Source organism: Micromonospora wenchangensis (assembly GCF_002210435.1).
Classification (GTDB): Bacteria; Actinomycetota; Actinomycetes; order Mycobacteriales; family Micromonosporaceae; genus Micromonospora; species Micromonospora wenchangensis.
Genome location: NZ_MZMV01000003.1, coordinates 156,373 through 169,247, shown reverse-complemented (window position 1 = coordinate 169,247; position 12,875 = coordinate 156,373). Strand labels below are relative to the sequence as shown.

At 70.5% G+C, this 12,875-nt stretch carries 18 protein-coding genes; 11 read left to right on the top strand and 7 right to left on the bottom strand.

The window, feature by feature from the left end:
- Positions 1-35 precede the first annotated feature (35 nt).
- Positions 36-812, top strand: a complete 777-nt coding sequence (locus B5D80_RS02985) for a DeoR/GlpR family DNA-binding transcription regulator (RefSeq protein ID WP_088642199.1) — start codon at positions 36-38, stop codon at positions 810-812.
- Between the two features lie 10 nt (positions 813-822).
- Here B5D80_RS02985 and B5D80_RS02980 read toward each other — a convergent pair whose 3' ends face one another.
- Entirely contained in the window at positions 823-1,086 is a 264-nt protein-coding gene (locus tag B5D80_RS02980; protein ID WP_425437149.1) for a hypothetical protein, read from the bottom strand.
- Positions 1,080-1,328, bottom strand: coding sequence for a DivIVA domain-containing protein (locus tag B5D80_RS02975; RefSeq protein ID WP_088642198.1), 249 nt, complete (start codon positions 1,326-1,328; stop codon positions 1,080-1,082). The genes B5D80_RS02980 and B5D80_RS02975 overlap by 7 nt, the downstream gene beginning before the upstream one ends.
- Before the next feature lie 305 nt (positions 1,329-1,633).
- Here B5D80_RS02975 and B5D80_RS02970 point away from each other — a divergent pair, with 305 nt between their 5' ends.
- Positions 1,634-2,497 carry a helix-turn-helix domain-containing protein gene (locus tag B5D80_RS02970; RefSeq protein WP_088642233.1) on the top strand — a complete coding sequence of 288 codons (864 nt, stop codon included), beginning with the start codon at positions 1,634-1,636 and terminating at the stop codon, positions 2,495-2,497.
- Complete coding sequence (locus B5D80_RS02965) at positions 2,494-2,721, top strand: DUF397 domain-containing protein (RefSeq protein WP_088642197.1); 228 nt, start codon at positions 2,494-2,496, stop codon at positions 2,719-2,721. The genes B5D80_RS02970 and B5D80_RS02965 overlap by 4 nt, the downstream gene beginning before the upstream one ends.
- 263 nt (positions 2,722-2,984) lie before the next feature.
- Here B5D80_RS02965 and B5D80_RS02960 read toward each other — a convergent pair whose 3' ends face one another.
- Positions 2,985-3,362: a winged helix-turn-helix transcriptional regulator gene (locus B5D80_RS02960; protein WP_088642232.1), complete on the bottom strand. Its 378-nt coding sequence runs from the start codon at positions 3,360-3,362 to the stop codon at positions 2,985-2,987.
- A 116-nt stretch (positions 3,363-3,478) separates the two neighbouring features.
- On the opposite strand from B5D80_RS02960, the gene B5D80_RS02955 reads away from it, so the two are divergent.
- Both B5D80_RS02955 and B5D80_RS32710 read left to right on the top strand, forming a co-directional pair.
- On the top strand, positions 3,479-3,844 hold the full coding sequence (locus B5D80_RS02955; protein ID WP_088642196.1) for a DoxX family protein: 366 nt from the start codon (positions 3,479-3,481) through the stop codon (positions 3,842-3,844).
- Between the two features lie 57 nt (positions 3,845-3,901).
- Positions 3,902-4,336 (top strand): hypothetical protein, encoded by a 435-nt coding sequence (locus B5D80_RS32710; protein ID WP_144081544.1) that lies wholly within the window; start codon positions 3,902-3,904, stop codon positions 4,334-4,336.
- Here B5D80_RS32710 and B5D80_RS02945 read toward each other — a convergent pair.
- Positions 4,310-4,741, bottom strand: coding sequence for an NUDIX domain-containing protein (locus tag B5D80_RS02945; protein WP_088642195.1), 432 nt, complete (start codon positions 4,739-4,741; stop codon positions 4,310-4,312). The two genes, B5D80_RS32710 and B5D80_RS02945, sit on opposite strands and share 27 nt — an antisense overlap.
- A 203-nt stretch (positions 4,742-4,944) precedes the next feature.
- Between B5D80_RS02945 and B5D80_RS02940 the strand changes: the two genes are divergently transcribed.
- Positions 4,945-5,616 carry a phosphotransferase gene (locus B5D80_RS02940; protein WP_245854191.1) on the top strand — a complete coding sequence of 224 codons (672 nt, stop codon included), beginning with the start codon at positions 4,945-4,947 and terminating at the stop codon, positions 5,614-5,616.
- Positions 5,617-5,626: 10 nt separating this feature from the next.
- Here B5D80_RS02940 and B5D80_RS02935 read toward each other — a convergent pair whose 3' ends face one another.
- A complete protein-coding gene (locus tag B5D80_RS02935; RefSeq protein ID WP_169733026.1) occupies positions 5,627-6,211 on the bottom strand; it encodes a TetR/AcrR family transcriptional regulator in 585 nt (194 codons plus the stop codon).
- A gap of 56 nt (positions 6,212-6,267) precedes the next feature.
- Between B5D80_RS02935 and B5D80_RS02930 the strand changes: the two genes are divergently transcribed.
- Positions 6,268-7,188, top strand: a complete 921-nt coding sequence (locus B5D80_RS02930) for an alpha/beta fold hydrolase (RefSeq protein ID WP_169733025.1) — start codon at positions 6,268-6,270, stop codon at positions 7,186-7,188.
- A 28-nt stretch (positions 7,189-7,216) separates the two neighbouring features.
- Here the strand turns inward: B5D80_RS02930 and B5D80_RS02925 are convergent, their stop codons facing one another.
- Positions 7,217-8,071 (bottom strand): alpha/beta fold hydrolase, encoded by an 855-nt coding sequence (locus tag B5D80_RS02925; protein WP_088642193.1) that lies wholly within the window; start codon positions 8,069-8,071, stop codon positions 7,217-7,219.
- 56 nt (positions 8,072-8,127) lie between these two features.
- Between B5D80_RS02925 and B5D80_RS02920 the strand changes: the two genes are divergently transcribed.
- The 4 genes from B5D80_RS02920 (at position 8,128) to B5D80_RS02905 (ending at position 12,192) form a co-directional block, all read left to right on the top strand.
- Positions 8,128-8,796 (top strand): TetR/AcrR family transcriptional regulator, encoded by a 669-nt coding sequence (locus B5D80_RS02920; protein WP_088642192.1) that lies wholly within the window; start codon positions 8,128-8,130, stop codon positions 8,794-8,796.
- A gap of 225 nt (positions 8,797-9,021) precedes the next feature.
- Positions 9,022-9,663: an RICIN domain-containing protein gene (locus B5D80_RS02915; protein WP_088642191.1), complete on the top strand. Its 642-nt coding sequence runs from the start codon at positions 9,022-9,024 to the stop codon at positions 9,661-9,663.
- Positions 9,664-9,876: 213 nt separating this feature from the next.
- Complete coding sequence (locus B5D80_RS02910; RefSeq protein WP_144081543.1) at positions 9,877-11,142, top strand: Bcr/CflA family efflux MFS transporter; 1,266 nt, start codon at positions 9,877-9,879, stop codon at positions 11,140-11,142.
- Between the two features lie 63 nt (positions 11,143-11,205).
- The gene (locus B5D80_RS02905) at positions 11,206-12,192 is read left to right on the top strand and encodes a sporulation protein (RefSeq protein WP_088642189.1); all 987 of its coding nucleotides are present in this window, start codon (positions 11,206-11,208) and stop codon (positions 12,190-12,192) included.
- Between the two features lie 111 nt (positions 12,193-12,303).
- On the opposite strand, the gene B5D80_RS02900 is transcribed toward B5D80_RS02905, so the two are convergent.
- A complete protein-coding gene (locus B5D80_RS02900) occupies positions 12,304-12,588 on the bottom strand; it encodes a hypothetical protein (RefSeq protein WP_211291370.1) in 285 nt (94 codons plus the stop codon).
- Positions 12,589-12,875: the final 287 nt, after the last annotated feature.

Genomic DNA, 12,875 nt, shown 5'->3' with positions numbered 1-12,875 from the left:
GTACCGTTCCCTCGTCCGCGCGGTTGGGAGGTTCGATGCTCGCTCAGCAACGGCAGAACGCCATCCTGGAGCTGATCCGGCAGCGCGGCGGGGTGCGGGTCAGTCACCTGGTCAGCCGGTTCGGCGTCTCCGACATGACGATCCGCCGCGACCTGGAGGTGCTCGCCGAACGGGGGCTGGTCGACAAGGTGCACGGTGGGGCGACCCTGGCCGGCCCCGGGTCCGCCGAGGAACCCGGCTTCGCCGCGAAGTCGGTCCGCCAGCAGGACGAGAAGCGGGCCATCGCCGGCCGGGCCGCCCGGATGGTCGAGCCGGGGATGGCCGTCGCGTTGTCGGCCGGCACCACCACCGCCGCGCTGGCCACCCTGCTCGGCGACGTACCCGGGTTGACCGTGGTGACCAACTCGATCCCGGTCGCCGACGCGCTCTACCAGAACCCGCGCGTCGACCAGACTGTGGTGCTGACCGGCGGCATCCGTACCCCGTCCGACGCGCTGACCGGGCCGGTGGCCGAGGCGGCGATCCGTACCCTGAACGTGGATCTGCTCTTTCTCGGCGTGCACGGGATGAGCCCGCGCACCGGGTTCACCACCCCCAACCTGCTGGAGGCGGCGGTCAACAAACGGCTGATCGGGGCGGCCCGGCACCTGGTGGTGCTGGCCGACCACACCAAGTGGGAGACCATCGGCATCGCCACCATCGCCCCGCTGGCCGAGGCCGACCTGCTGATCACCGACGCCGGGCTGCCGGCGGACGGCCGCCGGCAGATCGGCGAACAGGTAGGTGAGCTGGTCGTCGTCGAGGTCGACTGACCCCGGCTCATCAAACGGGGTCGCACGGCCCGTCGTGGTCGGCCCGTGCCCGGCAGCGCCGCCGGTCCGGCAAGATCCGGTCACAGAACACCCACCGTCGTACGTGCTGGGCGTCCTCGGCGGACACGGTGGCACCGGCGATCTCCACCCCCGGCACCAGCGCCAACGACCGGGCCAACGCGTACGCGAACCGCAACGCCTGCTCCTCGGTCGGGACCGTCACGGGCAGGTGCAGCACGTAGCGGGGACCGTCGTCGCGGCCGTGGCTCAGCACGGGGGACGGTTGGCCTGGGCGCTGCGGCGGTCCCGCAGCAGCCGCTTGAGCCTGGTGTTCTCCCCGGTCAGCCGGGTCACCTCCTGGTGCAGGCTGGCCAACTCCAGGGCGACCCGGATCAGGAACCGGCGTACCTCCCGGGGGTCGAGGCCGCGCCGGCCGAAGCCGGCGGCGGGGAACTGGTGGTCGCGGACCAGGACCGGATGCAGCCGGGCCGGCAGCGTGCCGTCGTCGCGGATCATTCGTCGCCTCCTGGTGGGTACGGGGTCGCGGGAACCCACGCCGCCGTGATAGGTATTCAGCAAGTCGGTCGGAGCCGGAAATTCGGCTTCATGTTGAGACCCGACGAGATCCGGTATGCGGCTGCCACCCGCGAGGCCGGCTTTCGTCACCTTCTCGGCTGTTGGCACAGCCGCGGTTACTGCGCTTGCACCGGGCGTCCCCGGGGGCCGGTGATCACCCTCACCCGAAGGCCACATTTCCAGTGGGCTGGAACTGGAGCAATGGTTCCTTCGCGGGCCTCGTCAACTTTTTCGAGAGGTGGATCATGCCGCACAAGCCGTTCATACGGACCCTGCGCGCGCAGTGGCTCGGCCAACAACTCCGCGCCCTCCGGGAAGAACGCGGAATGACCTTGAAACTCGTCTCGGAGCACCTGCAACGCGACATGTCCGCGCTCGGCCGCTACGAGCGGGCGGACTGGCCGATCCGCAAGGGTGACGTCGTCGCACTGCTCGACCTCTACGGCTTCCACCACGCCGCCGAGCGGGCCCGCCTGTTGGCGCTGGCCGAGGACGTGTGGCGCACCGACCGCTGGGACGAGGACTACGGCGACATCGTCGACTCGTCCTTCATCGAGTACCCGTGGCTGGAGGGCCGCGCCGACAAGGTGTGTTGCTTTCACATGACCCTCGTGCCGGGGCTGCTCCAGACCCGGGCCTACGCCGAAGCGGTGATCCGGAACGCGGCGGAGCCGGAGGCGTCCGAGTCGATGGTCAACCGCTGGGTCGAGCTGCGGCTGTCACGCCAGGAAGTGCTCTCCAAGGAACGCCCACTCAGGATCCATGTCGTCATCGACGAGTCCGTCGTGCGTCGTCGGGTCGGTGGTGTCCAGGTCCTTCGGGACCAGCTCGCGCACCTGGTGAAACTCCAAGCCCTGCCGCATGTCCGCATTCAGATCATGCCGTTCTCGGTCGCCCTCCATCAGGGACTCGACGGCACGTTCTGGATCTTCCACCTACCCGAGCCGTATCCTGCGGTTGCCTACGTCGAATCCCTCGGCGGTCGGCTCTACATGGAGTCACCAAAAGCCGAGCGCTTTCTCCGTGCGTACGATCGTCTGTCGAAGTCCGCACTCAGCAAAGATGAGTCGACCGCCCTGATGGGGGCCATTGCAGAGGAGTTGGCATGAACGAGGCTATGCCCGAGGTCGCCTGGCACATCAGCACCAAGAGCGACAGTAACGGCGGGAGTTGCGTGGAGGCGGGGCCGTTGCTCGACGGCTCGGGTCGGGTGGCGGTGCGGCACAGCAAAGCGCGGGACGCGGCGACGATCGTCTATACGGCTGACGAGTGGGCGGCTTTCGTCGGCGGCGTCAAGGACGGCGAGTTCGACTTCACCGACGCCATCCACTGAGCGTCGGGCCCCGGGGAGATCTTGGAGGATTTCGGCCCCTCAGGGGGCCGTTTGCTTCCAAGATCTTCCCGAGTCGGGGCGTCGCCGTGCACCTGTCCGTGGTGAGGTTCGCCAGAGGCGCGTAGTGGATGTGCTACGTATGGCGTATGCATGAGGTGGGGCTTCGGGAGATGCGGCAGAACGCCAGCGACCTGGCAGGACTCGAAGACCTGATCACGATCCGTGTCATCTGACATGACTTGGTGATCCGACAGCCTCCGACGTCATCCGGACTTGTCCTGGTGAAGCGCTCGGCTGGCCTCGATGTGGGGGACGTGTTCGATGGCCCAGCCGGCGAGGGCCAGCGCGGGCGGGATGAGGCTCTTGCCGGTGGGGGTCAGCGCGTACTCCACGCGGGGCGGGACCTCCGCGTACGCCGTCCGCGACACCAGACCGTCGCGCTCCAGGTGGCGCAGGGTCAACGTCAACATGCGCTGGGAGATGCCGGGTATCTGCTGGTGTAGCTCGGTGAACCGCAGTGCTCCCCCGTCGAGGGTCGCCACGATCAGCAGCGTCCATTTGTTGCAGATGCGGTCCAGGATCGCCCGGATCGTCCGGCCGCCGTCGCCCCGGATCATGCAGGTGTGTTCGTACTGCGACATGACCACCCCCTGTGCCTTACGCACATCAGTGTGCCTTTTGTAGGCCCTCCGATAGTGACACATGATGTGGCTAGTTCCTTCTCGTAACCATTGGGTTCAGAGCTGGAGGGCCCGTCATGACACTCGCCTACTGGATCGTCGCCGCCCTGCTTGCCGTCTTCTATTTCTACGCCGGGGGCAAGAAGGTCGTGCAGAGCCGGGAGCAGTTGCAACCGATGATGGGCTGGGTCGACCGCGTACCCATGCCGTTGGTCCGGACCATCGGGGTGCTGGAGGTTCTCGGCGCGGCCGGCCTGGTCCTGCCGCCGCTGACCGGGATCGCGCCCTGGCTCGCGGTCGCGGCGGCAGTCGGGTTCGTCCTGATCCAGGTCGGCGGCATCGCGGTGCACCTGTCCCGGGGCGAGACCCGCCAGATCGGGCTCAACGTCGTCCTGCTGGTGACCGCCGCCGTCGCGATCTGGCTGGCCACCACCTGGGTCTGAGCCGCACGAGGGTCGTCCGCTGGCCGACGCACCGCCCGCACCGGGCAGAATGCCGGGATGGCACTCGACAGGTCCGGAGAGTTGTGGCGCGGGGAGAACGTCGACGACCTCGCCGACTACCTCCGCTACTTCGCGGCGGGCGGCTACCCGGTGGACACGGTGGTGGAGTCCCGGTGCGCCGGGTGCGACGGCCGTGCCTTCCGCGTCGACATCGACGAGGAGGAGGCGACCCGACGGACCTGCCTCGCCTGCGGCGCGGTCGCCTTCATCGGCGACAGCGCCGACTACTGGGACGAGGCCGGTCGCGAATCCTGCTCCTGCCCCTGCGGGGGTGAGGAGTTCGCCGTCGCGGTCGGCTACGCGCTCGGTGCCGACGGCGAGGTGCGCTGGATCAGCGTCGGCCTGAGGTGCCTCGACGACGGCACGCTCGGCGTCTACGCCGACTCGAAGATCGACTATCTCCCGTCACGCCACCTCCTCGACCAGGCGTGAGGCGGGCGGCCCGTCCAGGGCACGGAGCAGCGCCGGTAGGCCACCGTGCACGAGGGGAAGACCCCCCAACTCGCTGAGCCCGACCCAGGCGAGGTCGTCATGCTCGTCGGGCGCACGGTTGGTGGGGGAGCCGAACCAGGCTCCGACGTGCCACACCCCGACGTGTACGGCGTCCTCGCCGCTGCCGGACCGCAGGTCGCCCAGCCGTGAGCAGGACTCCGCGACGATCTCGACGCCGACCTCCTCGCGCAGCTCACGGGCGAGGGCCTGTCGTTCGGACTCGCCCGCCTCGACGTGACCCCCGGGCAGATCCCACAGATCCGGATACGCCAGGCGGGCCGGACTGCGGTGCACCAGCAGAACCGCGTCGTTCACCACGAGCGCCCCGCAGACGATGATGTGCATGCCGGGATTCGACCACAGGGGTGGGACAGTCGGGCCGTGGTCGGGTCCGGCCGGACGAAATTCGGTGTCGTCGGCGTCGCAACGCCCGGTATACCGGGCAGATGCGTGAAGAGGTGCTTCCCGGCGGTAACACCACGGGTGCCGTGTTGATCGATGGTGTCGTACACAAGCGGGCATCGCGGTGGACGACCACCGTGCACGCGGTGCTGCGACATCTGGAGGATGCCGGGTTCGACGCCGCTCCCCGGGCCCTCGGCTTCGACGACCAGGGTCGCGAGATGCTCAGCTATCTGCCGGGGGAGACGATCGGCGGCCGGGAGCCCTGGCCCGACTGGGCGACGAACGACGCGATGCTGGTCCAGGTCGGCCGGTGGCTGCGCCGGGTCCACGACCTGACCGCCGGCTTCACGCCGCCGCCCGACGAGTGCTGGTTCGTCGGCCGCACGATGGGCCCCGGGCTGGTCGTCGGGCACCAGGACGCGTCCCCCTACAACGCGGTGGTGGACGGTGACCGGCTGGTCGGGTTCTGCGACTGGGACACCGCCGGCCCGTCGGCGCGGGACTGGGACCTGGCGTTCTCCGCGCTGACCTGGGTGCCGCTGGCCTCACCGCGGGACGGCAGCGCGTTGACCGACGACGACCTGTGCGAGCGGGCCCGCCGGCTGCGCCTGCTGCTCGACGCGTACGGCTACGAGGGTGACCGGGGTGGGTTCGCCGCCGCCGTGCCGCAGCGGGCCCGGCGGCAGGCGGGCGTGATCCGTCACTTGGCCGACGCCGGGGATGCTGCGGCGACCGCTCTGCTGCCCATCGCCGCACTGCTCGAACGGTCCGCGACCGACGTCGAGGCCTTTCCGGCCAGCTTCTGGACGCGGTGACCGATGCCGGTCACCGGCCGGGAGTCTGGTCGCGGCGGCGGGCGGCGGCTGCGGCCACGGTGGCCAGCTCTTCGGCGGAGAAGCCGGCGCGGCTCAGCACCGCCAGGGACTTGTTCGTCGCCAGCGTGCACAGCGCCCAGTCGGCGGCCTCCCGTTCGCCCGCGCCCGCCGCCAGCAACGCCTGTTCCAGCATCGCCCGTAGGCCGTCGATCACGGCCCGGACCATCGCCCGGCCCTCCTCGTCGAGGGCCGGGAACTGGGTGGCCGACACGGTGACCAGGCAGCCGTCCGGCACCGTCGGGTCGGCGATGCGGTTCAGGGTGACCCGGAGGAAGGCGGCCACCACGGCGCCCGGGTCCGGGTGGGGGCCACGCAGTGCCTGGTCGTACAGCGGGTGGTAGGTCTGCGTGTAGAGCTGGAGGCTGCTGCGGAAGAGGGCGCTCTTGTCGCCGAAGGTGCCGTAGAGCGAGCTGCGGCCCAGGCCGGTGCCCTCGGTGAGCCGGTCGATGGAGGCCTCCGACCAGCCCCAGCGCCAGAAGACGTGCATCGCCCGTCGTAGCGCCTCGTCCACGTCGAACTGCTTGCGACCCGCCATGGTCGTCAGCATACCCATCTTGTATCGATCGTTCCAAGATGGGTATGGTCGCCGGCATGACAACGCTGAGTTCGCTGCGACTGCCCGACGGCTTCACCGACGTCTTCGCCAGCCGGCTCGTCGAGCTGGACGGGCTACGGCTGCACGCCGTCACCGGCGGGGACGGCCCACCGCTGCTGCTGGTCGGCGGCTGGCCGCAGACCTGGTACGCCTGGCGGAAGGTGATGCCCGCGCTCGCCCGTACGCACACCGTCGTCGCCGTCGACCAGCGCGGGACCGGGCTCTCCGACAAGCCCGACGACGGGTACGACGCCGGCACGCTCGCCGCCGACCTCGTCGCCCTGATGACCGCCCTCGGACACGACCGGTTCGACGTGGTCGGCCACGACATCGGCATGTGGACCGGGTACGCCCTCGCCGCCGACCACCCCGGGCGGGTGGGCCGGCTCGCCGTCGTCGACGCGATCGTCCCCGGCCTCACGCCGACCCCGTCGTTCTTCAGCCCGGCCGAGGTCAGCCAGCGGTTCTGGCACTTCGGCTTCAACCGGCTCGACGACCTCAGCGAGGCGCTGGTCCGGGGCCGGGAGCGGCTGTTCTTCGGCTACCAGTTCGCCACCAAGGCCGCCACCCCGACCACCATCCCCGCGTACGCCGTCGACGTCTACGTCGACGCGATCGTCGCGGACCCGCGCGGGCTGCGGGCCAGCTTCGGCTACTACCGGGCGCTGGACGCGACGATCGCGCAGAACGAACAGCGCGCGAAGACCCGGCTGACGCTGCCGGTGCTCGCCATCGGCGGCGCGCTCTACAGCGGCGCGCTGGTCGCCCGGACGATGCGCCTGGCCGCCGACGACGTCACCGAGGCGGTCATCGACGACTGCGGCCACTACGCCGCCGAGGAGCAGCCGGCCCGGTTCACCGAGATCCTGACCGGCTTCCTCGGTGGCGGGCCGGCGTCGGTTGCGTCACACGGCTGACGCCGGCCCGCCCCCGTTCGCCTGCTCGTCAGGAGCGGGCGCGCTCCGAGGTGACCGGGGTGGTGAAGAACTCGGCCAGCGCGTCGACCAGGTGCTGCGGGGCCCGGTTGAGCGCGTCGTGACCGGCGCGCGGCACCACCAGCGTGCGGGCGTGCGGCAGTGCCCCGGCCAGCGCCTCGTTGATCGGCCGGTAGTAGGGCGGACCGCTGCCGCCGCAGGCCAACAGCACCTCGGCGGTGACGCCGGCCCACTGCTGCGGCGGGCTGTCGTGGTGCTGGATCAGCGCGCTCTCGTCCAGGGTGGACGGCAGCAGCTCACCCATGCCGCGCCCGATCGGCGTACGCAGGAACAGCCGGCAGATGGCCACCTGGACGGCCAGTGGCAGGCGCGACGTGGCCGACTGGGTGTTGAGGCCGGCCCCGGTGATCGCCATGGCGCGGGCGATGTCGCCCGCGTGTGCCGCCGCGCGGGCGGCGGGCACCCAGTCGAGCGGGAACAGTCCGTTCACCTGCACCGCCGGGTCGTAGAGGGCGAGCCGGTCGATCGGCAGCCCCCGGGCGGCGGCGCGCAGGGCCACGAAGCCGCCGCCGCTGTGGCCGAGCACGTTGCCGACCCCGGTGGCGGCCAGCAACGCGGCGAGGTCGTCGACGTCCTGCTCGCCGTCGTAGGGCTCGGCGCGGGCCGCCGCGTCGTCCCGCCCGCGACGGTTGTAGAGGTGCACGGTGAACCGGTCGGCCAGCCGCAGGGCCAACCGGCGGTAGATGCCGATGGTGACGCCGCCGCCGTGCACCACGATGATGCCCGGCCCGCTGCCGGTGGAGTGGAGCACGATCTCGGCGTCGTCGGCCGCCGGTACCCGCTGCACGGTCCAGTGCTGTTCCATCTCGTCCTCCCCGACATCGAAACCGCGAACGGCGTTTGCAGTTTTAGAGTGTAGCGGTGACCTCACCCGACGAGCCAGCGCGTCCGCCGATCTGGTCCCGGCCGGCCCGGGGGCAGCGCGGTCCCGCGCCTTCGCACTCCCGGGACGAGATCGTGGCCGCCGCGATCGCGGTGGCCGACGCCGACGGCATCGGCGCGGTCTCCATGCGGGCGGTCGCCGCCGCGCTGCACACCGGCGCCGGCTCGCTCTACCGCTACCTGTCCTCCCGCGACGACCTGCTCGACCTGATGGTCGACCAGGCCGCGGGGGAGCTGCGCCCCTACCCGGAGGCCGGCGACGACTGGCTCGACACCATGCTGCTTCTCGCCCGGCGGCAGCTCGACCTCTACCGGCGGCACCCCTGGCTGGTGGCGGTCCTGCCCCGGCCGACCGCCCCCGGCCCGCAGAGCCTGGCCTGGTTTGACCACTGCCTGGCCGTCCTGCGGCCGGTGCCGGCGGCGACCACCACCAAGTTCGAGGCGATCGCCATGATGATCGGGGTGACGTCGCTGTTCGCCCGGCAGGAGACCGCCGCCCCGCCGGTCGGCTTCACCGGCATCGACCTGGCGGCGTACCCGAACCTGGCCGCCGCCATCACCGACCCGTCACCTTCCGCGCCCCGCGACCTCTTCGCGACGACGGTACGCAGCGTCCTGCGTGGACTGCTCGTCGACGACGCTGGGTGAGGCACCTCCGCAAGGTGATCTGAGCCTTTTTCTCGAAACGCAATTCGAGCGGCGTGCTGGCGAGCTAATTCGGTACTGGTTGTGCGGCAGATCCCAACTTCGGGAATCCCTTTCCCGTAGTGGTACGGCGATGGGCGGTGGGCTCCGGACGAGAAAATGATTGCAATCTCCCACCCGCATCCGGATACTTGGGAAAGGTATTCACATCTATGAATGGACTGACGTATGAGTCGTCTCCGTCGTGATCACCGTGCCCTCGTGGCGGGATTAGGAGCCACCCTTCTCGCGCTGAGCCTTCTGGTGTGGCCGGCCGCCGGTGCGACGGCGCAACTGGAAACTCCCGACCGGAACGACACGAAGGTGGGAGTCAACGCCAACTACTATCAGCTCAAGAATCCGGACTCCGGATTGTGTCTGACCCTCTACAATGGCAACACATTCGATGGGGCGCCGCTGGTCGTCATGCCATGCTCCCAGGGTGGGAAGAGCATGAGCTGGGCTTTCAGCGCTGGGAACGCCGGTAATCTCTCCACCCAGGCCGATCCGAGTCGATGCGCCGACGTCCTGAACGGCGTGACCGCCGACGGAACCTCCGTGCTCGACTGGACCTGCGGTTCTACCAACCAACAGTGGACCCTCACCAATGGTGGCAGGCTGCTGAGCGGACTGTCGGGCGGGTGGTGTCTGTCCATCTACGGGGACAACCCGGCACCTGGGACGATCGTCGTCCTGATGTCGTGTCTGAACGAGGGCGGAAGCGCCTCTCCCGCTCCTTCTGTCTCCCCCCACCCTTCGCTCTCTTCATCTCCGTCTCCGTCACCGTCTCCGAGTGGGGCGGGCGACTACGCGAAGTGGGTTATCAGCTAGTGCCATGACATGAACGCTCGCGGTGCCGGGCCAGGTGGCTCGGGTGGCGGGCCGGCCGTGGACGTGGACGACGTGGAGCTGACCTGGCGGCGTTCCGCCGATGTGGCGATACCCCAGATGCGGGGATGGCGTCACATCGGCGGAACGTGGTGAATCAGGCAGCCGAGGTTCGGGGTGCCGGCACTCCACCCGTGATTCGTCTACGGTCCATGGGTGACACCTCCGCGGGTCGAGACGCCGTCCACGTCGTACCGACCCGGCCGGGCGGCGGGCAGGCCGTCCATGGTCGCGCTGGTGCTGCTGACCGGGGTGGGACCGTTCGCCACCGACGCGTACATCGCCGCCCTGCCCGAGCTGCGGCGCTCCCTGCACACCAGCGCCACCATGGCGCAGCTCACCCTGACCGCGTTCATCATCGGTGTGGCCGCCGGTCAGCTCCTGCTCGGTCCGGTCAGCGACATCCGGGGCCGGCGCGGCATCGTCCTGGTGAGCACCGTGAGTTTCGCGTTGCTGTCGCTGCTCTGCGCCGCCGCCCCGACCGCCGGGGTGCTGGTGCTCGCCCGGCTCGGACAGGGGATCGCGGCCGGCACCGGGGTGGCGCTCGGCCGGGCCATGGTGACCGACGTGTGGCAGGGCGACCGGGCCGCCGCCCGGTTCGGCAGCATCGCCTCGGTGACCTTCCTCGGCCCGGTGCTGGCACCGGCCGTCGGCGGGGTGATCCTCGACCACGGCACCTGGCGTACCGTCTTCCTCGCCCTCACCGGGCTGGGGGCGGCGATGGCGGTGGCCGCGCTGGTCGGCCTGCCGGAGACGCTGCCCGCGCACCGCCGGCACGACGGCGGCCCCCGCGCGGCGCTGGCCCGGATGGCCGGCCTGCTGCGCGACCGGACGGTGCTCACCAACCTGGTCGTGCTCTGCCTGGCCATCGCCGGGTTCTTCACCTACATCGGCGGCTCGGCGTTCGTCTTCCAGACCGCCTACCGGGTGGACGAGTCCCGCTACACCCTCATCTTCGCCACCAACGCCGCCGGCATGGCCGCGGCCGGGCTGCTGTTCCGGGTGCTGGTCAGGCGGGCCGGTGCCGGCCGGCTGCGGGCCGCCGGGCTCGCCGCGTCCACGGTGGCCACCCTCGTGCTGCTGGTCGTCGCCCTGGTCGACCGGCGGGCCGGGGGGCCGCTGGCCGTGCCGTGGACGCTGCTCGCCGTGGTGGTCGCCGGCATGGGCCTGACCCTGCCGGCCAGCACCGCGCTGACACAGGAGGCGGGCCGGCGTTCCGCCGGCACCACCGCCGCGCTCCAGGGTGGCCTGGGTTTCCTCGCCGGCGCGCTGGTCACGCCCCTCACCGGTCTCCTCGGGTACGCCACCCTGCTGCCCATGGCCTCGGCCATGGCGGTGTTCTTCGTGGCGGCCTGCGCGATGCTGGTGCTGCTGGCCCGCCCCGGTGCGTCCTTTCAGGCACTTCACAGTCCTGGCGGTTAGGGTGCGGCGGGTAACCGTGCGTGCTCCACGGTGGAGTACGCCGACCGTGAAGCGGGAGTTCCGATGGTCTTCAAGAAGATGCTGAGCGCGTTCGGGGTCGGTGGGCCCAGCGTCGACACCGTCCTGGCAAACCCGAACACCCGGCCCGGCCTGACCCTCGACGGCAACGTGAACCTGGTCGGCGGGGACGCCCCCGCCAACATCGAGCAGATCGGCATCGGCCTGGTCACCCGGGTCGAGATCGAGAGCGGCGACAGCGAGTACGCAGGCGTCATGGAGTTCCACCGGATGGTGGTCAGCGGCCCGCTCCAGCTCGCCCCCAAGCAGCAGCTCGCCATCCCGTTTCAGTTCCCGGTGCCGTGGGAGACCCCGATCACCGACGTCTACGGTCAGCGCCTGCACGGCATGACCATGGGCCTGCGGACCGAGCTGGCCATCGCCCGCGCCGTCGACAAGAGCGACCTCGACCAGGTCAACGTGCACCCGCTGCCGGTGCACGAGCGCATCCTCGGCGCGTTCCAGCAGCTCGGTTTCCGGTTCAAGCACGCCGACCTGGAGCGGGGCCACATCCGGGGCTCCCAGCAGACGCTGCCGTTCTACCAGGAGATCGAGTTCTTCGCCGCACCCCAGTACGCGCAGGTCATCTCCGAGGTGGAGCTGACGTTCGTGACCAGCCCGCACGGGGTCGAGGTGGTGCTGGAGTGCGACAAGCGGGGCGGCTTCCTCAGCTCCGGGCACGACGTGTTCGGCAGGTACACCGTCTCCCACGGCGACGTCGACCGGGTCGACTGGGCCCGGGTCGTCGACGGCTGGCTGCGCGAGACCACCGCCACGTACGGCAACCTGCGCGCCTCCTCCGGCTTCGGCGCGCCCACCCACGGCTACCCGATGCACGGCCACGGCCACGGTCACCACGGCCGGGGGCCGGGGATGGGCGGCGTGGTGGCCGGCGCGGCGCTCGGTGTCGCCGGTGGACTCGTCGCCGGTGAACTGCTCGACGACGCCTTCGGGGGCGACGACGACGGCGGCGACTTCGGCGACGACGAGTGAGCTGAGACCCCGCCCGACGCCGGGCGGCGGCTGACACGACCAGCGATGGCCCCCGGGAGGAATCCCGGGGGCCATCGTGCTCAGCAGCTCACGCTGCTGGGATCAGCCGGGTCAGCGACGACCCTTGCGCTCCGCGCCGGAACGCCGCGCCGAACCCGCCTTCGCCAGGCCCCGGCTCACCAGGTAGGCGCCGGTCAGGGCGGTCAGGAACCACCACGCCTGCGTCGGGTTGTTGATGTTCAGGCCGTTCGAGGTGGTGCCACGCCAGAAGGCGGAGATCACCACGACCGCGACTGCGGCGGCGTAGACCCAGAACTCGGTGGTCAGGAACGACTGCTTGGTCTCCGTACCCGGAGACGGCATCTGCTCCCGGTGCCCGTCGTGCATCGCCGGCATCTGCCGGGTCTGCTCGTTCATCATGGCGTTGCGCTGGGCGGTGTCCTGCATCGGCCGGTTCATGGGCCTGGTGGATGCAGCCTGCGTGCTCATCTGGTCCTCCTCAGGATTTGATGAGTACCTGCACTCCCTCGCCCCGCTACCGCGGTCGGCCACGGCACGGTTCACCTGCTGTGGCGGGGGCACCCTGGGTCTACCCCCCGCCGGTGAGCAGGTAACACCGGCCCCGGCCGGAATTTCGCCGCCCGCCGGGCCCGTACGCCGTGCCCCGACCGTGGTACGCCGCC